The 23,112-nt window shown below is 67.0% G+C and carries 22 protein-coding genes; all 22 read left to right on the forward strand.

The window, feature by feature from the left end; all coding sequences use genetic code 11:
* The 22 genes from ACF8ME_RS29235 to tssG all read left to right on the forward strand — a co-directional run bounded on the left by ACF8ME_RS29235 (position 1) and on the right by tssG (position 23,111).
* Positions 1 to 789 carry a PEGA domain-containing protein gene (locus ACF8ME_RS29235; protein WP_392419325.1) on the forward strand — a complete coding sequence of 263 codons (789 nt, stop codon included), beginning with the start codon at positions 1 to 3 and terminating at the stop codon, positions 787 to 789.
* Positions 790 to 797: 8 nt separating this feature from the next.
* Entirely contained in the window at positions 798 to 1,283 is a 486-nt protein-coding gene (locus tag ACF8ME_RS29240; RefSeq protein ID WP_223275220.1) for a TssQ family T6SS-associated lipoprotein, read from the forward strand.
* 51 nt (positions 1,284 to 1,334) lie between these two features.
* Positions 1,335 to 3,509, forward strand: coding sequence for a type VI secretion system-associated FHA domain protein TagH (gene tagH, locus ACF8ME_RS29245; protein ID WP_392419326.1), 2,175 nt, complete (start codon positions 1,335 to 1,337; stop codon positions 3,507 to 3,509).
* Entirely contained in the window at positions 3,506 to 4,294 is a 789-nt protein-coding gene (locus ACF8ME_RS29250; protein WP_046240040.1) for a PP2C family serine/threonine-protein phosphatase, read from the forward strand. Before tagH ends, ACF8ME_RS29250 begins: the two co-directional genes overlap by 4 nt.
* Positions 4,295 to 4,313: 19 nt before the next feature.
* Complete coding sequence (gene tssJ / locus ACF8ME_RS29255; protein ID WP_016446983.1) at positions 4,314 to 4,913, forward strand: type VI secretion system lipoprotein TssJ; 600 nt, start codon at positions 4,314 to 4,316, stop codon at positions 4,911 to 4,913.
* A 17-nt stretch (positions 4,914 to 4,930) separates the two neighbouring features.
* Positions 4,931 to 6,265: a type VI secretion system baseplate subunit TssK gene (gene tssK, locus ACF8ME_RS29260; protein ID WP_016453380.1), complete on the forward strand. Its 1,335-nt coding sequence runs from the start codon at positions 4,931 to 4,933 to the stop codon at positions 6,263 to 6,265.
* 21 nt (positions 6,266 to 6,286) lie between these two features.
* Positions 6,287 to 7,618, forward strand: coding sequence for a DotU family type VI secretion system protein (locus ACF8ME_RS29265; RefSeq protein ID WP_043790650.1), 1,332 nt, complete (start codon positions 6,287 to 6,289; stop codon positions 7,616 to 7,618).
* Between the two features lie 5 nt (positions 7,619 to 7,623).
* The gene (gene tssM / locus ACF8ME_RS29270) at positions 7,624 to 11,280 is read left to right on the forward strand and encodes a type VI secretion system membrane subunit TssM (RefSeq protein ID WP_392419327.1); all 3,657 of its coding nucleotides are present in this window, start codon (positions 7,624 to 7,626) and stop codon (positions 11,278 to 11,280) included.
* Complete coding sequence (gene tagF / locus ACF8ME_RS29275) at positions 11,262 to 11,966, forward strand: type VI secretion system-associated protein TagF (protein WP_392419328.1); 705 nt, start codon at positions 11,262 to 11,264, stop codon at positions 11,964 to 11,966. The genes tssM and tagF overlap by 19 nt, the downstream gene beginning before the upstream one ends.
* A 59-nt stretch (positions 11,967 to 12,025) precedes the next feature.
* Entirely contained in the window at positions 12,026 to 13,051 is a 1,026-nt protein-coding gene (gene tssA / locus ACF8ME_RS29280; RefSeq protein ID WP_392419329.1) for a type VI secretion system protein TssA, read from the forward strand.
* Positions 13,048 to 13,470 carry a hypothetical protein gene (locus tag ACF8ME_RS29285; RefSeq protein WP_046240104.1) on the forward strand — a complete coding sequence of 141 codons (423 nt, stop codon included), beginning with the start codon at positions 13,048 to 13,050 and terminating at the stop codon, positions 13,468 to 13,470. The genes tssA and ACF8ME_RS29285 overlap by 4 nt, the downstream gene beginning before the upstream one ends.
* 132 nt (positions 13,471 to 13,602) lie before the next feature.
* Complete coding sequence (tssB, locus tag ACF8ME_RS29290) at positions 13,603 to 14,145, forward strand: type VI secretion system contractile sheath small subunit (RefSeq protein WP_133073820.1); 543 nt, start codon at positions 13,603 to 13,605, stop codon at positions 14,143 to 14,145.
* A gap of 28 nt (positions 14,146 to 14,173) precedes the next feature.
* Complete coding sequence (gene tssC / locus ACF8ME_RS29295) at positions 14,174 to 15,667, forward strand: type VI secretion system contractile sheath large subunit (RefSeq protein WP_016446990.1); 1,494 nt, start codon at positions 14,174 to 14,176, stop codon at positions 15,665 to 15,667.
* Between the two features lie 106 nt (positions 15,668 to 15,773).
* Positions 15,774 to 16,169, forward strand: a complete 396-nt coding sequence (locus tag ACF8ME_RS29300) for a hypothetical protein (RefSeq protein ID WP_080518211.1) — start codon at positions 15,774 to 15,776, stop codon at positions 16,167 to 16,169.
* A gap of 73 nt (positions 16,170 to 16,242) precedes the next feature.
* Positions 16,243 to 17,151, forward strand: a complete 909-nt coding sequence (locus ACF8ME_RS29305; RefSeq protein WP_392419330.1) for a DUF6402 family protein — start codon at positions 16,243 to 16,245, stop codon at positions 17,149 to 17,151.
* A 76-nt stretch (positions 17,152 to 17,227) separates the two neighbouring features.
* Positions 17,228 to 17,599: a hypothetical protein gene (locus ACF8ME_RS29310; protein ID WP_012205679.1), complete on the forward strand. Its 372-nt coding sequence runs from the start codon at positions 17,228 to 17,230 to the stop codon at positions 17,597 to 17,599.
* Positions 17,600 to 17,628: 29 nt separating this feature from the next.
* The gene (locus ACF8ME_RS29315; RefSeq protein ID WP_224986303.1) at positions 17,629 to 18,168 is read left to right on the forward strand and encodes a hypothetical protein; all 540 of its coding nucleotides are present in this window, start codon (positions 17,629 to 17,631) and stop codon (positions 18,166 to 18,168) included.
* Positions 18,169 to 18,216: 48 nt separating this feature from the next.
* Positions 18,217 to 19,026: a type VI secretion system accessory protein TagJ gene (locus tag ACF8ME_RS29320; protein ID WP_392419331.1), complete on the forward strand. Its 810-nt coding sequence runs from the start codon at positions 18,217 to 18,219 to the stop codon at positions 19,024 to 19,026.
* An 11-nt stretch (positions 19,027 to 19,037) separates the two neighbouring features.
* A complete protein-coding gene (locus ACF8ME_RS29325; RefSeq protein ID WP_392419332.1) occupies positions 19,038 to 19,484 on the forward strand; it encodes a DUF4087 domain-containing protein in 447 nt (148 codons plus the stop codon).
* A gap of 11 nt (positions 19,485 to 19,495) precedes the next feature.
* The gene (gene tssE, locus ACF8ME_RS29330) at positions 19,496 to 20,050 is read left to right on the forward strand and encodes a type VI secretion system baseplate subunit TssE (protein WP_016453373.1); all 555 of its coding nucleotides are present in this window, start codon (positions 19,496 to 19,498) and stop codon (positions 20,048 to 20,050) included.
* Between the two features lie 23 nt (positions 20,051 to 20,073).
* Positions 20,074 to 21,948, forward strand: coding sequence for a type VI secretion system baseplate subunit TssF (gene tssF / locus ACF8ME_RS29335; RefSeq protein WP_016446993.1), 1,875 nt, complete (start codon positions 20,074 to 20,076; stop codon positions 21,946 to 21,948).
* Entirely contained in the window at positions 21,945 to 23,111 is a 1,167-nt protein-coding gene (gene tssG / locus ACF8ME_RS29340) for a type VI secretion system baseplate subunit TssG (RefSeq protein ID WP_392419333.1), read from the forward strand. The genes tssF and tssG overlap by 4 nt, the downstream gene beginning before the upstream one ends.
* The last annotated feature ends 1 nt before the right edge of the window (position 23,112 follow it).

Raw genomic sequence — 23,112 nt, forward strand, 5'->3', positions numbered from 1 at the left:
ATGGCTCGACTGATGAACCACCGCTGGCGATGGATGCTGTGCACTGCAGTGCTCGGCCTGCCCTGCCTGGCGCATTCCCAGGCGGCATGCGAGGAGGCCGCGCCGGCCCAAACCGGCTCGGCAGGACGCCCGCAGCTGGCGCAGGGCATTGCGCTGTTCGAGGCGCGCGACCTGGCCCAGGCCGAGCGTGCGCTGCAGGCTGCGCTGTTTGGCGGGCTGGCGGATCCCATGGAGCGGGCCTCCGCCCACAAGTACCTGGCCTACACCTATTGCACGCACAAGGAATGGGCGCGCTGCGAGGCCGCCTTCGACGCCGCGTTCGCCGCCCACCCCGGCTTTGCGCTGCAGGCCTACGAGACCACGGGTACGCCGTGGCGGGACGCCTACAGCCGCACCCAGGAACGCTGGACCCAGCGCTGCCCTGCCGCGCAACGGCTGCGCGTGGCAACCGCAGCGCCCACGGCCGGCGGCTTTGCACTGAACAGCCGCGTGATCACATCGATCACCGCACTGACATCGGGCTCGGCCCCGGTGCGCTCCGCCGCACTGGCCGCACGGCCTGAGACGCCACGGACAGATCACAACCTGCGCCTGAGGGTCAGCCCCTGGGCCAACGTGCTGATCAACGGCAAGCCGTCCGGCGTCACCCCTCCCGTCGTGCTGCTCAAGCTGGCGCCAGGCTCCCACACGGTGGAACTGCGCAACCCCGGCTTCGAGAGCTATCGGCAGGTGATCCGCATCACCGACGGCCAGTCGGTGACCCTTTCCCATGACTTTGATGCCCGATGACCATGTCCATGCATATCCCTCACTCCCTCCAGCGCCTGACCCTTGCCCTTGCCGTTGCCTTCGGGCTGGCCGCCTGCGAAACCGCACCCAAGCCGGTGGAGCCCGAGCCAGCACCGCCCGTGGTGCAGGCGCCTGTCGAGCCCGTCAAGCCCGTGGACCCGGTGGTGATCAAGGAGCAGGAGCTGGTCGAGGCCATCCAGCTCTACGTGGATGGCCGCTACGAGGATGCCATCACGGCCCTGACGCCCCTGTCCACCGCGCAGGAGCTGCCGATGAGCAGCCAGGTCAAGGCGCTCAAGTACATCGCCTTCAGCCACTGCGTGGAAGGCCGCCGCAAGCCCTGCCGGCAGCACTTCGACATGGCCCTGGCCCTGGACCCCACCTTCCAGCTGACCGAGGCCGAAAAGGGCCATCCGACCTGGGGCCGGGAATTCAACAATGCCCGCGCCGCGCTGCGCAACAAGCGCCCGGCGCCCGCGCGCAAGGCCTCCTGAGGCCTGCCGAGGCCCCCGACGCTTCCTGAAAACTGCCTAGCCTAAGACTCCATGGACAAAATCGAACTCAGGGTCGTGGACCACGATGGCGTTGCGGTCGACCGCCACTGGCATGCCGTATTCGGCATGGCAGGCGGCACGATCGGACGCAGTGGCCAGAACAAGCTCATCATCTCGGATCCGGACGCTTCCGTGGCGCGCGTGCACGCCATGGTCAGGCTCGATTCCGAGGGAGCCTTTGTTGCGAACCTGAGCGAGCGTGATCCCATCTGGGTGGCAGACCAGCCCGTGCGCTCGGGCCAGGAAGTGGCCCTGACACTGGGCGCGCGCATCCGCATCGGCGCCTACACCCTGGCCGCCGTGGCGCCGGGCACCCCTTTCGAGGCACCGGCCTCGCCCGGTGCAGCCGTGCCGGCGCCTGCCAGCGCAGCATTTGCAGCGGCTGTGACGCCCTCAGCACCTTCTGCGCCCTCAGCACCCTCAACGCCATCGGTTCCCTCGCCGGTCACGGCAATCCCGCAGCCACCGATCCAGCAGCCCCTCGCAGTTGACAGCCCGCTGCAGCCGCAAGCAACGGGGCCGGCAGAAGCTGCGCCACTGGCAGACGTTCTGCCTCCAGCCGCCGCCGGCATCGCCGATCCCTGGGAAGGCCTGACGGCGCTGAGCCTGGATGACATCCAGACCCCGCCTGCGCCTTCTGCCGAGAGTGCAATCCCCCCCGAGCAAGCGGCCATGGCGATGCCGCAGCCGGCCAGGCCGCAGCATCGCCCGCTGCTGATTCCCAATGATTTCGACCCCTTTGCACCGCCGCCCGAGCAGGCTCGGCAGCAGGAAGAAGGCTGGGCCGGCCTGCCCTCGCAAGGCAAGGGCGAGCTGATTCAGCAGCGCCATGACGGCATGGTCCAAACGCTTCCCCTCAAGGGCCTGAGCACCGAGGCACTGCATGACGCCTCCCATACCGGCCTGCCTTCGTGCTTCGAGGCATCGCAAAAGCTCGATCCGCTCGCGCTGTTCGACCAGGGCGGCCTGCCCGGCGACGCAGCGCCGCTGCAACAGGCATCGGGCCGGGGCTCCGAGCTGGGCCAGGCCTTCAACCTGCCGCGCATGCAGCCGCCTGCGCAGCCTGCTGCACAGGGTGCAGCGGCGCCGGCCCAGCCGGCCGGCCTGGAGCCGTCATTGGCGCCTGCGGCGCAGACACAGCAACCTGTACAGGTACAGGCCGCACCAACTGCCGTACCAGTTGCCGTACCAGCTCCCTTACCTGCCGCTGCACCAGTTGCTGCACCGATGGCCACGGCCCCCGCTGCCGCGACGGCCCCCGAAATCCCCGCCGAGCCCGTCGTGCTCGACGGACTGCTGCCCACCAACGGGCTGGACCTGGACATCTTCCAGTCCGGCGCAGGCCAAGCTGCGCCAGCCATCGTTTCTGCCGCAAGCGCTGCCGCCGCTCCCGCCAACACCAGCTCCAGCTCCAGCTCCAGCTCCAGCTCCAGCGCCCACTTCAACGCAGCCTCCAGCATCCTCGGCCAGGGCGCCGCCGCCATTCCCGTCGGCACCCTGCCCTGCACCGCCGCGCCTGTCGATGCTCCGGTGCAGCCCCAGCCGGCCGCCAGCGCCGCCCACGCCGACCTGCAGGCCCTGGCCACGGCCTTCATGGAAGGCGCGGGCCTGAACCCGGCCAAGACCCATTTCGAGGTCACGCCCGAATTCATGCGCACCTTCGGCGAAGCCCTGCGCATTGCCGTGCAGGGCACCATCGACCTGCTGGCGGCGCGCTCCGAGATCAAGCGCGAGTTCCGTGCCGGCGTCACCATCATTGCCACGGGCGCCAACAATCCGCTCAAGTTCCTGCCCAATTCCGAGGGCGTGCTCATGCAGATGGTCCACCAGACCTTCCCGGGCTTCATGAAGCCGCTGCCCGCCATGCAGGACGCCTTCCAGGATCTGCACGTGCACCAGCTGGCCCTGATGGCCGGCATCCGCGCCGCCTATGCCGAGGCCCTGACCCGGTTCGATCCGACCGAGCTGGAGCGCCGCACCGAAACCAACCCCGGCCTGCTGGACAAGCTGCTGACCAATGGCCGCAAGGCTGCGCTGTGGGACGACTACAAGCACAACTTCGACGTGCTGCGCCGCCATGCCGAGGACGATCTGATGGCCTTCTCGGGCCGCACCTTCGTCGAGGCCTACGAAAACGCCGAGCAGTCCGTGAAAGGCCAGCCGTGATCGCCTACCTCGACGGAGACGGCCACCGCTACAGCATCCAGGTGGCCAGCGCATCCCACAGCGGCAGGCGTTCCAGCAACGAAGACGCCATGGGCCTGATGGACCTGGGCGCCGGCGGCCTGTGCTGCACCCTGGCCGATGGGGCTGGCGGGCACGGGCATGGCGAACTTGCCGCCCAGCTCACGGTCCAGGCCGTGCTGGAGGGCTTCCGGGAGAACCCGCTGTTCGCCCCTGCCAGCCTGGCCTCCCTGATTTCCCAGGCGGAGCACCGCGTCAGCGGCCAGCAGTCCACCTCGGCCTCGCGCATGCACATGAGCGCCACCGTGGTGGTGCTGTGCATCGACCCCGGGCAGGGCCGCGCCCTGTGGGCGCACTGGGGCGACTCGCGCCTGTACTGGTTCCGCGCGGGCCGCATGCACCTGCGCACCGAAGACCACAGCCTGGTGCAGCAGCTGCTGCACGCCGGCCTGTACGAAGAGAACGACCCGCGCCGCCTGCCCAACCGCAACGTCCTGGCCGGCGCCATCGGTGCCGAAGGCCAGGTGCCGCCCAGCATCCGCTCCGCCGCCGTGGCCCTGGAGCCCGGCGATGTCTTTTTGCTGTGCTCGGACGGCCTGTGGGAGGGCATGCACGAGTCGGAAATGGAGCAGCTGCTGGCCGCGAGCCAGCGCCCCGACGAATGGATACAGCGCATGGTCGGCCGCGTCGTATCCAGCGGCAATCCGCACCAGGACAACCTCAGCGCGCTGACGGTGTGGATCTGCCCGCGTGACACCAATGACTGATATCGAGACAGGAGAAGCCATGTGGAAATCGCATGCACCGCATGTACCGCAAGCGCGCCGTCAGGCGCTGCAAACGCTGGGCGCCTTGGGCCTGGGCACGGCAATGGCGACCGGCCTGGCCGGCTGCGGCTCCCTCAATCCCCTGAGCCGCGCGCCTGAAGTGGCGCCCACGGCCGTGCCCGCCGCCGTGTTCGAGGTGGTGGCCGACATGGACATCAACCCCGACCGCGAAGGCATCCCCAAGCCCGTGCTGCTGCGCATCTACGAGCTGCGCGCCTCCGCCGCCTTCGACCGCGCCGGCTTCTTCGACCTGCAGGACAAGGACGATGGCCAGCTGGGCAGCGACTTCGTGCGGCGCGAGGAATTCCTGATCGCGCCCGGCCAGCGCCAGGTGATTGAGCGCAAGGGCAACCCCGATGTGCGCGCCTTCGGCCTGTTCGCCGCCTACCGCGATCTGGAGCGCAGCACCTGGCGCGCCTCGGCCGCCGCGCCCAACTCCGTGGAGCTGCGCAGGCGGTGGTGGGGCATGGGCTCCACCGAAAAGCTGCAGCCCGTGCGCTACCAGGTGCACCTGACCCGCGAGGAGGTCACCGTGCGCATCCAACCCGCATCCCAATAAACGCACATCTATCCACCATGGTCTGGCAACGCAAAGTCATCTGGGCCGAAGGCATGTTCCTTCGGCCCCAGCACTTCCAGCAGCAGGAGCGCTTCCTGTTCCGGCAACTGCAGTCGCGCAGCCTGCCGGGACAGCCCTTTTTCTGGGGCTTCTCGGAACTGGAGCTGGACACCGATCTGCTGCGCATGGGCAAGCTGGGCATACGCTCGGCACACGGCGTGCTGCCCGACGGCACGCCGTTCCAGCTGCCGGGCGACGACGAGGCGCCCACCCCGCTGGACATCGGCAAGGACCTCAAGGACGTGGTGGTGCACCTGGCCCTGCCGCTGCGCCGCCTGTCGGGCAGCGAGGTCACCTTTGGCGAAGGCACGCAAAGCCCCGCGCGCTATCTCAGTGACGTGACCGAAGTGGCGGACAGCAACGACGTGGGCGCCCAGCCCGCCGAGGTGCAGCTGGGCCGGCTGCGCCTGAGCCTGCGCCCCGCCCACGAGCTGACCGAAGGCTGGGTCAGCCTGCCCGTGGCCCATGTGGTCGAGCGCCAGGCCAGCGGAGGCGTGCTGCTGGAGCCCGGCTTCATTCCCACCGTGGTCAACAACGGGCCCAGCTCGGTGCTCAATACCTTCTGCAAGGAAATCCACGGCCTGCTGCGCCAGCGCGGCGAGGTTCTGGCCCAGCGCATGATCCAGCCCGAGCGCGGCGGCATCGGCGAGGTCGGCGACTTCCTGCTGCTGCAGCTCATCAACCACTGGACGGGCGCCGCCCAGCACTGGGTGCGCACCGGCAGCATCCATCCCGAGCGCCTGTTCGAGGAACTGCTGCGTCTGGCCGCCGAGCTGACCACCTTCGACCACGAGCGCCGCCGCCCCGAGGTGCTGCCCGCCTACGACCACGACGACCTGCGGCGCAGCTTTCCGCCACTGATGCTGGAGCTGCGGCGCAGCCTGTCCTCGGTGCTGGAGCAAAACGCCATCCAGATCCCGCTGCACGACCGCCAGTACGGCGTGCGCGTGGCGCTGATCCCGTCCACCGAGCTGCTGACCACCTGCGACTTCGTGCTGGCCGCCCATGCCCAGACCACGCCGGAATTCCTGCGCACCCACTTCCCCACCCAGACCAAGCTGGGCCCCGTGGAGCGCATACGCGACCTGGTGAACCTGCACCTGCCCGGCGTCACGCTGCGGCCGCTGCCCATCGCCCCGCGCGAGATCCCCTACCACGCGGGCTACAACTATTTCGAGGTGGATACCACGCACGACCTGTGGAACCAGCTGCAAAGCTCCGGCGGCCTTGCCATGCACGTCTCCGGTGAATTCCCCGACCTGCAGCTGGAGTTCTGGGCCATCCGCCGCTGACGGCGCGACGCATCTTCCGACATGAACAGTTCCAACATCAGCCACCAAATGCCCTGGGGGAGAGACGGCGACGCGGGCCGAGCCGAAGGCGCAGCCAGCGGCGCAACCGCGCCTGCCGGCCAGGAGCCGCTGCGCTCCAACCTGCCCGACGTGGTCAGCGGCGGCAACCCGCTGGTGGCCGCCGCCAACCAGCTGCTGAACCTCATCCCCCAGATCCGCGCCATGGTCACCAACGAAGACCCGCGCGCGCTGCAGCAGCTGCTGCTCGAACACATACGCGAGTTCGAGCAGCGTGCCGGCGCCAGCGGCGTGCCCATGGAAACCATCATCGGCGCACGCTACTGCATCTGCACCGTGCTCGACGAAACCGCCGCCCAGACGCCCTGGGGAAGCGCAGGTATCTGGCCTCACTACAGCCTGCTCGTGGCCCTGCACAACGAAACCTGGGGCGGCGAGAAGTTCTTCCAGCTGCTGGCCCGGCTGGTGCAGACGCCGCACCAGCACATCGACCTCATCGAGCTGCTGTACTACTGCGTGATGCTGGGCTTCGAAGGCCGCTACCGCGTGATCGACAACGGCCGCGCCCAGCTGGAGACGCTCAAGGCGCGCCTGCTGCAGCTCATCGAATCGACGCGCGGCGACCGCAGCAGCCTGCTGTCCGTGCACTGGCGCGGCGTGCAGCGCCTGGCCTCGCCGCCCTGGGCCATGGTGCCGCTGTGGGTGGCGGCAGCCATCACGCTGCTGCTGGCGTTCTTCATCTACCTGTGGTTCAGCTACCGGCTGTCCAACAGCTCGGATGATCTGTTCGCCGCCATCAACGAGATCCGGTTCCCGCGCACCTCGGCGGCTGCCACCGTGGCCACCATCAAGCCGCGGCTGCGGCAATTCCTGGAGCCCGAAATCCGCGAAGGCCTGGTCAGCGTGCGCGACGAAGCCGACCGCAGCACCGTCATCCTGCGCGGCGACGGCCTGTTCGACCCGGCTGCCACCGTCGTCAAGCCCCGCTACGTGCAGGTCATCCACCGCGTGGCCGCGGCGCTGGACGAAGTACCGGGCAAGGTCATCGTCAATGGCTACACCGACAACCTGCCCATCCGCACGGCACGCTTCCCCTCCAACTGGAACCTGTCGCAGGAGCGCGCCCAGGCCGTGTCCCAGATGCTGGGCGGCTCGCTGCGCGACCGCCAGCGCCTGCATGCCGAGGGCCGTGCCGACAGCGACCCCGTCGCCCCCAACAACACGGCCGAAGGCCGGGCGCTGAACCGGCGGGTGGAAATCGTCCTGCTGGTCGCGCCCCAGCAGCGTGACCAGCAACTGCAGGCGCTGCCTGCCGCACCCGAGACCAGGAACTGACCCCCATGATCCGTCGCATCGCCTCATGGCTGTTCAACCGCTACATGCTGGAGCTTCTGGGCCTGGTGGCCCTGAGCCTGCTCATCTGGTTCGTCGGCCCCCTCGTCTTCATCCAGCCCTACCAGCCGCTGGGCAGCCCCACCGTGCGCTGGTGGTTGATCGCCGGCCTGTTCATCCTCTGGTTCCTGCGCCTGCTGCTGAAATGGTGGCGCGCACAGCGCATGAACGAGCACCTCATGACCGGCCTGGCCCGCCTGACCTCGCCGCGCGAGGCGGACGGCACGCCCGCTGCCGGCTCCGAGGAAGTGGCCGAGCTGGAGTCCCGCTTCAAGGAAGCCCTGGACACGCTGAGCAAGACCCGCTTCGGCCAGACCGAAGGCGGCCTGTTCGGGCGCTGGAACAAGCGCTACATCTACCAGCTGCCCTGGTACCTGATCATCGGCTCGCCGGGTTCGGGCAAGACCACGGCCCTGATCAACTCGGGGCTGGACTTCCCGCTGGCGGCCCAGTTCGGCAAGCGCGCCATCCCCGGCATGGGCGGCACGCGCAACTGCGACTGGTGGTTCACCGACCAAGCCGTGCTGCTGGACACGGCCGGCCGCTACACCACCCAGGAAAGCGATGCGGAGCAGGACAAGGCTGCCTGGAAGGGCTTCATGCAGCTGCTCAGGCGCTTTCGCGGACGCCAGCCGGTCAACGGCGTGATCGTCACGCTCAGCGTGCAGGAGCTGCTCAGCAGCAGCGATACCGAGCGTGCCCAACTGGCCCAGCTGATCGGCCTGCGCCTGAGCGAGCTGTGCGAGGAGCTGACCATCCGCTTTCCCGTCTACGTGCTGGTCACCAAGAGCGACCTGCTGGCGGGCTTCAACGAGTTCTTCGGGGCCATGAGCCGCGAGGAGCGCGCCCAGGTCTGGGGCTTCACCTATCCCTATGACGAAAAGACCCAGCGCTCGCCCGCGAGCGACCCGCAGGCGGCCAGCGCCCTGTACATGCAGGAGTTCGACGCCCTGGTCGCCCAGATCAACCGCCTGCTGCCCCAGCGGCTGATGACCGAGCCCGATCTTGCGCGCCGCAGCCTGCTCTACGCACTGCCCCAGCAGTTTGCCGGCCTCAAGGACGTGGTGCGCGACACGCTGGATGCTGCCTTCTCCGCCTCCCGCTTCAAGGAAAAGCCGCTGCTGCGCGGCGTCTACTTCACCAGCGGCACGCAGGAGGGCATGCCCTTCGACCGCGTGATGTCGGCCCTGTCGCGCCGCTTTGCGCTGCGCGGCCGCCTGCCGGCCGATGCCGTGCCCCAGCAGGGCCGCAGCTACTTCCTGGAGTCGCTGTTCAAGGACGTGATGTTCAACGAGTCCGGCCTGACCGGGCGCAACGCCAAGAAAGAGCGCCAGCTGCGCCTGCTGCAGGCCGCCGGCCTGTGCGCCCTGCTGCTGGCCCTGGGCGGCGCGGCCCTGGCCTGGACGCTGAGCTACGAGAACAACCAGCGCTACCTGAACGAAGTGGCCGACAACGCCGGCACGCTGCGCCAGGCCGTGGAGGAATCCAAGGCCACCGATCCCGACAACGTGGTCGCCCTGGTGCCCATGCTCAACCACGCGGCGCGCGTGGCGCAGAGCAGCCGCTTCGAGGAATCGGCCCCGCTGGGCTGGCGCTGGGGCCTGCTGCAGGTGCCCAAGGTGCAGACGGCCGCCCACGCCACCTACCTGCGGCTGCTGGAAGACGCCTGGCTGCCGCGCCTGAGCAGCCATGTCGCGCGCTCGCTGCGCCAGGTCAGCACCGGCAGCCCCGAGGCCAGCTACGAAACGCTCAAGGCCTATCTCATGCTCTACGAGCCCGACCACTTCGACGCCACCTTCGTCAAGGCCTGGCTGCGCAGCGATTGGGAAAACACCCTGCCCCAGCATCTGGTGCAGGCCGGCCTGGTGGACCAGCTGTCCGAGCATCTGGACCGCCTCATCGACGGCCGCGTGGTGGTCTCCGCCCAGCCCATCGACGCCAACCTGGTCGCCGAAGTGCGCCAGCGCCTGGCCCAGATGTCGCCCGCCCAGCGTGCCTACAGCCGCCTCAAGCAGCTGCTGAACACCGGCGACAAGCTGCCGCCCGACTTCAGCGTGGTGCGTGCCAGCGGACCCGAGGCGCCCCAGGTCTTTGCGCGTGCCAGCGGCAAGCCGCTCACCCAGGGCATCAGCGGCCTGTTCACCTATGACGGCTACCACGGCCTCTTCCTGCACGAGCTGCCCAAGGTCACCACCTTGCTGGCCAAAGAGGAAACCTGGGTGCTGGGCCAGGCCGAAGGCCGGCGCAGCGTGGCCCAGGAAGTGCTCACGGGCCAACTGGCCAACGAGGTCAAGCGCCTGTACCTGATGGAGTACGCGCGCCTGTGGGAAACCTTCCTGGCCGACATCCGCCCCATACGCACGGCCTCGCTGGAGCAGGCCGGCGAGCAGGCCCGCCTGTACTCGTCCGCCAACTCCAGCCTGGAGCAGTTCATCCGCGCCGTGGCCCGCGAGACCACGCTGGCCCGCCGCCCGGACCAGCAGGAAGGCGGCAGCTCGGGCAGCACCAGCAGCTGGCTGGGCGAGAAACTGCAGCGCATCCGCGAGGAACAGCACCAGCTCAGCCGCCTGACCGGCAAGCCGCTGAACGTGGGCGGCATGCTGGCCACGGGCACGCTGGAGGCCGACATCGTGGACTTCCGTTTCCGCGAATACCGGCGCCTTGCCACCAGCAACGGCTCGGGCCCGGCGCCCATCACCGCCAGCCTGCAGGTGCTCAACGAGGCGGCGGCCGTCATCGCCTCGGCGCGCCAGCAGGTGATCCAGGGCGGCGGCGTGCCTCCCTCGCTGAGCGGCACGCTGGAGAAGGTGCGCTCGGAAGCCAAGCGCGTGCCGCCTCCGCTCAACAGCATGTACGAGGCCCTGGCCACGTCCACCTCGTCCTTCGTGGGAAGCAGCGTGCGCAGCACGCTGGGCGGCAACCTCAACGCCACCATCGGCGACTTCTGCCGCCGTGCCATCCTGGGCCGCTACCCCTTCACGCGCAGCGCCACGCGCGACGTGACCACGGACGACTTCGCCCGCCTGTTCGCCACCGGCGGCACCATGGACGAGTTCTTCCGCACCCAGCTGCAGACCATGGTGGACATCTCCACCGTGCCCTGGACCTTCAAGCAAGGTGTGGACGGCACGCCGGTGGGAGGCTCTGCCTCGCTGGCCGCCTTCCAGCGCGCGGCCTCCATCCGCGACGTGTTCTTCCGCGCAGGCGGCAACACGCCCGGCATCCGGCTGGAGATCAAGCCGCTGGACATGGACGCCTCCATCTCCCAGATGGTGCTGGACGTGGACGGCGAAATCGTGCGCTACCAGCACGGCCCGCAAATCCCCAAGGCCGTCTCCTGGCCGGGCACGCGCGGCACCGGCCAGGCCCGGCTGCAGATCACGGCCGCCGGCGCCCAGAACACCGGCATCGTGACCGAAGGCCCCTGGGCGCTGCACCGCCTGTTCGACCGTGCCCAGATCCTGCCGGGCAACTCGCCCGAGCGTTTCACGGCCATCTTCACCATCGACGGACGCAAGCTGCGCATGGAAGTCACCACCAGCAGCGTCCTCAACCCATTCCGGCTCAAGGCCATGGAGGAATTCGAATGTCCGGACCGGCTGTGAACGCCATGACTGTCCAGCGGCCATGCGCCGCATGGTGGGGCAAGCTGCCCAGCCAGGGCGATTTCGTCGGCCGGCGCATGCCCCACGCACTGACCATGCGCTGGGACGAATGGCTGCGCAACGGCATGGACCAGCTGCGCAGCGATGCGGCCGACAACTGGTCCACGCGCTTCGTGCACTCGCCGCTGTGGTTCTTCCTGTGCCCTGCCTCCATCCTGGGCCAGTCCATGGTGGGCGTGATTGGCCCCAGCTCCGACCGCATCGGCCGGCTCTTTCCGCTGGCCATCATGGCCACGGTGGACGGCAGCTCCGGCATGCCGGCGTCGGACCAGGACATCGAACGCTTTCTGAGCGGCGCACGCGATGCGCTCATCGACGCGCGGCGCCTGCCCCTGTCGGCCCAGCAGCTCGACGAGCGGCTGGCCACCCTGCAATGGCCGTTCCAGCAGGAGCGCAGCGCGCCGGACAGCACCTCCATCCACAGCCTGCTGGCGGACCTTGACATGGGCGCCTCGCAAGGCAACGCCGCGCGCCTGCCGCGCATGGACTGGCGCGCCTGCATGCGCCCCGGTTCCACCACCTCCGTCTGGTGGATCTCGGCCACGCCGCGCCACGCCCCTGACGAAGTGGTCCAGCACGAAGTGCTGCACCGCCGCCTGTTCACCCGGCTGTTCAAGGGCGCCTGAACCCGCACAGAGCGCACGGCCCCTGCACACCAAACCCCAAGCCACATCGAATCCCGCCCATGGCCAATATCCAGGACCTGCTGACCGAGACCTCCGCCGAGCCCCCCTGCGGCCCGGACCTCACCTATGACAACGACTTCCAGTCCATGGAAAGCGCTGCGCAGGGCAAGGTCGAACAGCAGTTCGGCGACACCGTCATCCCCGCCGAGCCACCGGACTGGCGCGACGTGGAGCGCCAGGCCTCGGCCCTGATGCAGCGCACCAAGGACCTGCGCGTGGCCGTGCTGCTGTGCCGTGCCTGGACCATCCTGCACGGCCTGCCCGGCACGCTGCAGGGCCTGCAGCTGTGCGCCGCCCTGCTGGAGCGCCACTGGGAGCATGTCCACCCCCTGCCCGAGGACGGCGACGACTACTTCATGCGCATGAACGCCCTGGGCACCCTGTCGGACGTGACGGGCTTTGTGCGCGACCTGCGCAACGCCGACTTCCTGCGCGGCGCCCTGGGCCAGATCAGCGTGCGCGACGCCGAACTGATGGCCAGGGGCAACGTGCCCGAGGACCTGCCGCACCTGACCGCCGACGAGCTGCGCATGGCCTCGGCCCGCGCACATGCCGAGGGCCACGAAACCCTGCTGGCCGTCACCCCCGCGCTGCAGGAACTCGACCGGATCCGCGCCTGCTGCGAACAGCACCTGCCCAGCCACCAGCAGCCCGAGCTCGACGGCCTGCGCCAGCTGCTGCTGGCCCTCAAGCAATGGCAGCCCCAGTCCACAGGCGATGCCGACACGGCCGCCGACGCCGATCCGGCCGCACAAACCGGTACAGAGGGCGGCACGGTGGCCCACCCCGCGCCAGGCTCGGCACCCGCCCCGGCGCGCAACCGCGAACAGGCGATTGCCCAGTTGCTGGAAATCGCCGCCTTCGTGGAGCGCACCGAGCCCTCCAACCCCGCCCCCCTACTCATCCGCCGTGCCGCCCGCTTCATGCGCATGGGCTTCATGGACATCCTGCGCGAACTGTCGCCCGACAGCCTGGCCCAGGTGGAAGTGATCACGGGCGCCCACCTACAGGAGCAGCAGACATGAAGGCCAAATGCTGTTTCATGGCCCTGGGCGTGGGTCTCTCGACGCCAGCCTTCGCAGATGCCGGTGCACGGCATGCAAGCGCCATCGAGCGCATCACGACCCGCGACGGCACCGCCAAAAGCGAAGACCCCCGCATCCATTGCGATTCACTGCGCATTGACGAAAAGCGTGTGCGCTATTTCCTGCGCCACGCCAGGCCCAGCAGCCAGTTCAATTACGCGCGTGCCTATGAAACCGGTAGTTGCAGCGCCAGTGCTGTCGTGCGCTTCAAGGGTGGCCGCGAATTCCGGCTGGCCATCGATGACGGCACCGGCTGGGGAACCACAGAGAGCAAACGCTCCGTGTCCTACCTCTATTGCGAAGCGTGCACTGATCTGCTGGAGCCGGACTTCGACTTCAAGGAGCCAGCGTCCCCATGACATCTGCGCCTTTCCACGGCTTTGACCGTTTCCACACGGCCTCTTGCGCCCTCAGCCCTTCGGTCCGCCGCAAGGCGGGACTCCAGGCTTTTTACTTCTGCGACCCATTTTTTTCTTGAAAGGAACACCCGCATGTCGCTCACCAAAACCGGCAAGAGTGGTCAGAAATTCATCGCGCGCAACCGTGCGCCGCGCGTGCAGATCGAGTACGACGTCGAGATCTACGGTTCGGAAAAGAAGGTGCAGATCCCCTTCGTGATGGGCGTGCTGGCCGATCTGTCGGGCAAGCCCGTCGATCCGCTGCCCGAAATCGCCGACCGCAAGTTCCTGGAAATCGACATCGACAACTTCGATGCGCGCATGAAGTCCATCAAGCCCCGCGTCGCCTTCCAGGTGGACAACACGCTGACGGGCGAGGGCAAGCTCAACATCGACCTGAGCTTCGAGAGCATGGAGGACTTCTCCCCCGCCGCCATCGCGCGGCGCGTGGGCGCGCTCAACTCGCTGCTGGAGGCACGCACCCAGCTGCACAACCTGCTGTCCTACATGGACGGCAAGCAGGGCGCCGAGGAGCTGATCGGCAAGGTGCTCAAGGACCCTGCGCTGCTCAAGTCGCTGGCCGCCGCGCCCAATATCACTGCCCCGCAGGCCTCGGGCCATGCATCCGAGGCTTGAGGCAGCACATCAGGAAGGCAAGCACGTCATGAATACCGCAACCCAACTCGAACAATCGACCCAGGCACTGGCCGGCAGCGAATTCGGCAGCCTGCTGCAAAAGGAATTCAAGCCCAAGACCGAGCAGGCCCGCGAAGCCGTGGAAGCGGCCGTGCAGACGCTGGCCCAGCAGGCCCTGGGCTCGGCGATCACGCTGTCCAACGATGCCTACCAGACGGTGCAGGCCATCATTGCCGAGATCGACCGCAAGCTGTCCGAGCAGATCAACCGCATCATCCACCACGACGACTACCAGAAGCTCGAAGGCGCCTGGCGCGGCCTGCACCACCTGGTGACCAACACCGAGGTGGACGAGATGCTCAAGATCCGCGTCATGAACATCTCCAAGAAGGAGCTGCACCGCAACATGCGCCGCTTCAAGGGCGTGGGCTGGGACCAGAGCCCCGTCTTCAAGAAGGTGTACGAAGAGGAGTACGGCCAGTTCGGCGGCGAGCCCTTCGGCTGCCTGGTGGGCGACTATCACTTCGACCACAGCCCGCCGGACGTGGAGCTGCTCGGTGAAATGGCCAAGGTGGCCGCCGCGGCCCACTGCCCCTTCATCTCGGGCGCGGCGCCCGCCATCATGCAGATGGAATCCTGGCAGGAGCTGGCCAACCCGCGCGACCTGACCAAGATCTTCACCAACACCGAGTACGCCGCCTGGCGCAGCCTGCGCGAGTCCGACGACGCCAAGTACATCGGCCTGGCCATGCCCCGCTTCCTGGCACGCCTGCCCTACGGCGCGCGCACCAACCCGGTCGATGAATTCGATTTCGAGGAAGAAACCGACAGCGGCGACCACGGCAAGTACTGCTGGGCCAACTCGGCCTACGCCATGGCGGTCAACATCAACCGCTCGTTCAAGTACTACGGCTGGTGCACCTCCATCCGCGGCGTGGAATCGGGCGGCGCGGTGGACAACCTGCCGGCCCACACCTTCCCCACCGACGATGGCGGCGTGGACATGAAGTGCCCCACGGAAATCGCCATCAGCGACCGCCGCGAGGCCGAGCTCGCCAAGAACGGCTTCATGCCCCTGGTGCACCGCAAGAACTCGGACGTGGCCGCCTTCATCGGCGCCCAGTCGCTGGCCAAGCCCGCCGAGTACTACGACTCCGACGCCACGGCCAATGCCAACCTGTCGGCGCGCCTGCCCTACATGTTCGCCTGCTGCCGCTTCGCGCACTACCTCAAGTGCATCGTGCGCGACAAGATCGGCTCCTTCCGCGAGCGCACCGACATGGAGCGCTGGCTCAACGACTGGATCATGAACTACGTGGACGGCGACCCGGCCAACTCCTCGCAGGAGACCAAGGCCCGCAAGCCTCTGGCCGCCGCCGAGGTGCAGGTGCAGGAAGTCGAGGGCAACCCCGGCTACTACACCTCCAAGTTCTTCCTGCGCCCCCACTACCAGCTGGAAGGCCTGACGGTGTCGCTGCGCCTGGTGTCCAAGCTGCCTTCCGTGAAGCAGGGCGCGAAGTAAGACGATGTCGCCGGCCGGCTGCGGCGGGTCGGCGGCAGCGGTACCTGATTACAGGAAAGATGCATTTTGTTGTACGCCAGAAGCCATTCCATGCCCTAAGAAAATCATGAAAAGATTGCTGAAATATTTGGTCTGGGCATTTTTTGCGGTGATTGCCGTGAGTCTGGCATTGTGGGTTCCATATGGTCTGACCCCAAAACTGATTGGAACATCCATTAGTCCGCGGCAAGTCTATCGACTGGAGTACTACGATGCATCTCCTTTGCAACGACTTTTCCACATGGATATGAAACTACCTGGATTCGTTCGACTGTATCGAATCAATCCTGAGACATTGATGGAAGAGAGCAAAGTGGTTGATCTATGGATCAACGGACAGTTATATTGGTACCTCAATCCTCCCATCAGTACCATTCAGGTTGGCAGAGATGTGGTTTTTGAAGGTATTCCACCTGAATGCACGGACTGTCCTCCATTGACCGAAAAACAAATAATGCCTTGAAACTGCCATCTTTCGCAAAAATAGCAAACCTAACCTGAGATATTTTATATTTCTCAAAAATTAAAGGGGTAACATGGGGAGCATTCTTTCGATAGATACCGAATCATTTCAGCGTGACTTACAAAGTCACTTGGAATCATTGAACGCACCAAAATACCAGACTCCGGTATTCAAAATTCGGGATATACCGGCCGTGATGCGTACACGCATGGGGTGGCCTGTGGCAGCAAAACTAATGGAACGATGGTTCAATGGGGCGGCCTACAAAATGCCGACATTGGCAAAGAGAAGCCTGGATCCCTATCGCCTGAGTCAATTGCCATCAGTTCATCTGGATGAAACCAGTGTCACCATGAAATGGGCATTAGGATTCGAGCGAGTAAAAAATGCCCAAGAAACTTTAAAGAACAAATGGAACAGCCATGCCGGGATTGAGCAGCTGAAACGTCGAATTAAAAACCAGGAAACTGCACATTCAGGACAAAATATTTGGCGCTTTGGCAACCTGAACAATCACGCAAAAATCCTCGAAGACACCTGCCAGGTGAATTTCCTGGTATTTGGCAAGATGCTGGATCCCATGGACGATTTCTACGGTGCCATGGGCGAGTCTCAACTCAACCTGGCTGTATCTGGCTTGGTCACCACAGAGGAGCCGGGCAAGATGTCCGTGGAAATTGATGAACTTGGGTTCTACCTTCGTGATTGCTATGACTTCAATGACAGTGACTCATTAGTTTCGCAGCCTCTGGGCTGCTGGGGTTTCCAGGGTGTGGATTGCTGGGGTGGCGCACGTCCTGGCGTCAACATAGGCCAGGAGACGGCAAACGTACCTCCAGACGAGGCGCAAAGGCGCAAATACATAGTACAGAACAAGCATTTCCTGGAATGGAGGGATAAGAACGGCCATGGTGGGGACTTCATGGTTCTTTCGGATGTGCACCGCATGCGCCTGCCGGTTCCTCTGAAATTTTCATGGTGAAACGCGTGTCACCAACAAGGCTTTTCAGCAATATCTCCAAATCAAGAATCAAGAGAAATCAAAAGGATATTTTCATATGCCCTGGAATGTAGACAACGCCGTCGCCACCCTGCAGACCAATGCCCGCGCCAGTTCGGCCGGCTACTGCGCGCGCTATGTGCGCGATGCGATCGGCGCTGGCGGCATCGCACTGCAGCGCACGCGCGATGCCAAGGACTACGGCACCAGCCTGGTGGCCGCCGGCTTCACACGCTACGACGCCATGCCAGAAGGTGGCTACAAGAAAGGCGATGTGGCGGTGATGGAGGGCTTCACCTCATCGCCCGCCGGCCACATGCAGATGTTCGACGGAAGCGTCTGGATCTCGGACTTCAAGCAGAACGGTTTCTGGGCAGGGCCCGGCTACCGCACCCACAAGCCCGCTTTCAAGATCTACCGCCATCCCTGAAGCGCCTGATGCGCCCATTGAGCCACGCCATGAACGCCTGTTCCAAAGCTTTCTTCACCCTGCTGCTGGCCGGCACGGCCTGCGCCACGGTGCAGGCCGCCCCCGCCACGGCAGCGGACATCACCACCCTGTTCACCGACGCCCTGCATTGCCGCATCGAGTTTCCCGATGGCCGCGACGAAGCGCTGGCCCAGCGCCTGCGCGCGCAGGGCGTGACCGTGGTGGACCGCGCGCCCGGCGAAAGCCTGGACCTGCTCTACCTGTTTGCCACACCGCTGGAGATCGATGGCACGCAGGTGTCCTCCATCACCGTGCGCGGCGGCAGCGGCAGCATTGTCGCGGCGCGCGCCACGGGCAGCCTGCAGGCGCTGGTCCAGCGCACCAAGGCCCGGCCGCAGGCGCGCAGCAGCTGGAACCTGGAAGGTTTCGGCGAACTGCCCGCCCAGTACGCACGCGCCATGCCGCTCAGAAAGGGCCTGGACGAGACGCCACCGCGCATCGTCATCGGCCATGTGGCCGGCGAGGCGCCCGACGCCGTGCGCTGGGGCTGCCGCTCCTACGACGACTGACCGGGGCGCAGCCGCACCCCGCCCCTCTCTTTTTCCTGCGTTTTCACCATGCCCCTGCCCAGCTTCACCTCACAGCTTTCCCTGGACGAGCAACTCAAGGCCCTGAAGGACCAGATCCGCCAGGCCCCGGCCTCGGCGCCCCTGCGCGTCTACTACTTCCAGCTGCTGTGCGTGCTGGGCGAATGGCAAAAGGCGCTGGAGCAGTTGCAGCTGTGCGCGCAGCTCGACCCTTCGTGCGAGCCCATGGCGCGCGCCTACCGCGAGGCCATCCGCTGCGAGGTGCTGCGCGCCGAGGTCTTCGCCGGCAAGAAAAAGCCTTTTCTCATGGGCGAGCCCGCGCAATGGCTGGCCTGCCTGATCGACGCCCTGGCCCATGAGGGAGCGGCCGCCCAGGACCTGCGCGCCCGCGCCCTGGACGAGGCGCCCGCCATCGCAGGCCACATGGGCGAGCACCGCTTCGAATGGCTGGCCGACAGCGATACCCGCCTCGGCCCTGTCTGCGAGCTGCTGGCCCACGGCAGCTACTACTGGCTGCCCTTCGACGCCATTGCACAGATCGGCTTCGAGCCCGTGCAGGACCTGCGCGACCTGATCTGGCTGCCCTGCGAGGTCACGCTGCGCGAGGGCGGCGCGCTGCAGGGCTTCATGCCCGCGCGCTATCCGCTGGCGCCCGGCGATGACGACGCCGTCCGCATGTCGCGCCGCACGCAGTGGAGCCCGCTGGACTCAGGCTCCTCCGATCCCGACGAATCCTCGGGCCACGTGGCCGGCCACGGCCAGCGCACCTGGGTCACCGACTCCGAGGACTTTCCCATGCTGCAGGTGCGCCAGCTGGCGCTGGACACCGCCACGCGATGACGGAGCAAGCCATGCACGGAACAGTCGCCCCCGCGTCCCCGCAAGCCCTGCGCTGCCCGTTCTTGCTGCTGGCTGCCTTGCTGTGTCTGGGCCCGTGGCATGCATCGGCCTCCAGCCACGGCCCGGCCAATGCCCTGCGCTGCGGCTGGTTCGACAATCCCACGCCCGCCAATGCCTCGCTGACCGATCGCGATACCGACTGGACCGTTGGCGTGCAGGGCGGCCATCAGGCCCAGGGTGACTGGCCCCGCTTTGCAAACCGTGACTGGGTGCGTACCGGCCATGGCAGCCACGGCTATGGCTGCGCCTGCATGAAGGTGTCCACCGATGACAAGGAGCAGATCGTTCAGATCTTCTCTGCCCGTTCGCGCCCTCTTTCCGCCTGCCGCCAAGACCCGGCGTTGAAGGCGAAGGAGCCCGTGAACCCCCTGGCGGCTGCCCGGCCGGCCGGTTCCTGAAGAAACAAGCCATGCGCCCCAGTCCCCTCAACCCCATGCCCACGCTGCGCACGCGCCAGAACCAGGCGACCGCAGCCAAGGACCGGCTGCAGCCCGCCCTGCTGGACCGGCTGACCGACCATGAGCCCCATCTGCGCACCGAGCGGCCCGATGCGGTCTTCGTGAACGAATCCCGCCTGCGCGAGGCCCTGCTGCGCGACCTGGGCTGGCTGCTCAATGCGCGTGATGCCTGGGACCACGTGGAGATGGAGGGGCTGGAGCATGTGCAGCGCTCGGTCATCAACTACGGCATGCCGCCGCTGGCCGGCCAGCTGCTGTCCGAGCTGGACTGGGGCCATGTGGAGCGCAGCATCCGCGAAAGCATCCTGGCCTTCGAGCCGCGCATCCTGCCCAAGACGCTGGCCGTGACGCTGCTGGCCTCCACCGAGCAGCTCAACCACCACAACACGCTGCAGTTCGAGATCCGCTGCCAGTTCTGGTCCATGCCCTATCCGCTGGAGCTGTTGCTCAAGACCAGCCTGGACCTGGAGACCGGCCAGGTCTCGCTGCAAAACCTCAGGGCCTGAGCCCGGACGCCGCCACACACACCATGAATCCCCGCCTCGTCGAGTACTACAACCGCGAACTGGCCTATCTGCGCGAGCTGGGCGCCGAGTTCGCTGCCGCCTTTCCCAAGGTCGCGGGCCGTCTTTCGCTGCACGACACCGATGTGGCCGACCCCTATGTGGAGCGCCTGCTGGAGGGCTTCAGCTTTCTGAGCGCACGCATCCAGCTGAAGATGGACGCGGAGTTCCCGCGCCTGTCCCAGCGCATGCTGGAAATGGTCTGCCCCCATTACCTGGCGCCCACGCCATCCATGGTGGTGGTCCAGCTCAAGCCCAGTGCCAAGGAAGGCAACCTGGTCGATGGATTCACCCTGCCCTCGGGCAGCGTGCTGCGCACCCACAAGGTGCAGGAAGAGCAGACCATCTGCGATTTCCGCACCGGCGGGCCGCTGACGCTGTGGCCGCTGGAGATACGCCAGGCCCGCCTGGGCGGCCCGGCGCTGGACCTGCCCCATGCGCTGGTGCCCCAGTTGGGCGAGGCCGGCGGCCACCTGCGGCTGCAGCTGGCCACGCTGGATGCCTCGCAGTGCATGCAGGTGGCGCTGGACCAGCTGTGGGTGTACATCCATGCGGGCGACGTCGTCGCTTCCCATCTGCAGGAGCTCATCCACACGCAGACGCTGGCCATCGTGGTCCACCACCCGCAGGACCCGCGCCAGGTCTGGGACGTGCTCCCGCCCGATGCGCTGCGCGCCGAGGGCCATGACAGCGAACAGGCCCTGATTCCCTATTCGCACCGCGCCTTCCAGGGCCACCGGCTGCTGCACGAGTACTTCGCGTTTCCCGCGCGGCAGCGGTTCTTCTCGATCAACGGCCTGTCGCGCAGCATGCGCCGCATTGCCCACGACGGCGTGGGCATCACGCTGCTGCTGCGCCGCGCCGCGCCCACGCTGGAGCCGCAGATCGACGCGGCCAAGCTGCTGATGCACTGCATCCCGGCCATCAACCTGTTCGAGTACACGGCGGACCGCCTGCACGTGGCCTCCAACGTGCACGAATACCACGTCGTTGCCGACCGCATGCGGCCGCTGGACTTCGAGGTCTACGGCGTGCAGGCCGTCACCGGCCACCACGAAGGCAAGACGCAGGACCGTGAATTTGCGCCGCTGTACGCCTCCACTCACGGCCTGCACTCCACCGAGCAGGCCTACTTCACCACGCGGCGCGAGCCCCGGCTGTTTTCCGAACGCAGCCTGCGCAGCGGCCCGCGCACGCAGTACCTGGGCTCGGAAGTCTTCATCTCGCTGGTGGACCAGCGCGAGGCGCCGTTCTCCGACGAGCTCAAGCAGCTGTCCATGCATACCCTGTGCACCAACCGCGACCTGCCCCTGCTCATGCGCGTCAACCAGCCGGGCGGCGACTTTGCCCTTCAGGAGTCGGCACCGGTGGACTGGGCCCGCGTCATCGCCGGCCCCAGCGCCCCTATACCGGCCGTGGCCGATGGCGGCCTCACCTGGCGGCTGATCTCCCACCTGAGCCTGAACTACCTGGCCATGACCGACCTGTCCGACGAGGAAGGCGCCGCCACGCTGCAGGAGCTGCTGCGCCTGTACCTGGACCTGGGCAACCACCAGCTGGCCGGACAGATCGCCGCCATCCAGGGCATGCGCATCGAACCCATCACGCGCCGCCTGCCCCAGCACCGCCAGCTCGTCTACGGGCGCGGCGTGGGCGTGCACCTGAGCGTGGACGAGCCGGCCATGGCCGGTGTCAGCCCCTGGCCCCTGGCCAACATGCTGGAGCGGTTCTTTGCCCGCCACGTGGGCGTCAACAGCTTCACCGAGCTGCAGCTGCACTCTCGCCAGCGCGGCCCCGTCGCGCACTGGGCGCCACGCCCCGGACAACGGCCCGGCATATGAGCAACGCCGCGCACGCTCCCCTTGCCCAGCCGGTGCCCGATCAGGACCCGGAGCTGCCCAACGTGCAGGCGAACGCGTCCGAGGACGCCCGGGCGCGCCTGTTCTGGCAGCGCCTGAGCGCCAGGCCCTACCAGTTCGACCTGATGCACAGCCTGCGCTACCTGCAGGCGCGCCACCCCGGCCTGCCGCGCCTGGGCCAGGCCACGCGCCCCAAGGACGAACCGCTGCGCCTGGGCCAGGACCCGTCGCTGGCCTTCGCGCCCGCCACCATCGCCGAGATCCTGCCCTCGCGCGCCGGCGAGCCCGAGCGCATGACGGTCTGGAACTTCGGCCTGTACGGCCCCAACGGACCGCTGCCCACGCACATCACCGAATACGTGCGCGAGCGCCTGCGCCAGCATGACGACGCCACGCTGGCGCGTTTTTCCGACATCTTTCACCACCGCATGCTGCTGCTGCTGTTCCGCGCCTGGTCGGACGCCCAGCCCACGGCATCGCTGGACCGCCCCGGCGAGGACCCCTTCGGCCGCTACATAGACAGCTTCATCGGCACCGGCCTGCCCAGCCAGCGCGCACGCGACGACGTGCCCGACCACGCCAAGCGCTTCATGGCCGGCCACCTGACCCGCTGGACACGCAATCCCGAAGGCCTGTGCCAGGCCCTGTCGCACTACTTCCAGATCCCCGTGCGGCTGGAAGAAAACTGCCTGCACCACCTGGAGCTGGAACCCGGGCAGCAGACCCGGCTGCAAAGCCGCCCCTGCAACTCGCGCCTGGGCGTGGATGCCGTCGTGGGCTCGCGCGTGCCCGATGCGCAAAGCAAGTTCCGCCTGGTGCTCGGCCCGCTGGGCCTGGAGCAGTACCAGCAGCTGCTGCCCCAGGCCGCACTGTTCCAGACCCTGGTGGACTGGGTGCGCAACTACCTGGGCATCGAATACGCCTGGGACTATGTGCTGGTGCTGCGCCGCCAGGAAGTGCCTGCCGCCCGGCTGGGCAGCAGCACCCAGCTCGGCTGGACCACCTGGCTCACCCACGCCGAGCCCGCCCAGGACGCGCGCGACTTCCGCCTGGACCCCGAAGCCTGGCTGCGCCAGCGCCGCCAGCCCGTGCGGGGCCGGCGCCCCGGCCCCAGTCCTCGAGCCACTGAATCACCGAACCACTGAA

It is taken from the genome of Delftia sp. WSY_7, from assembly GCF_043104845.1.
Classification (GTDB): Bacteria; Pseudomonadota; Gammaproteobacteria; order Burkholderiales; family Burkholderiaceae_C; genus Comamonas; species Comamonas tsuruhatensis.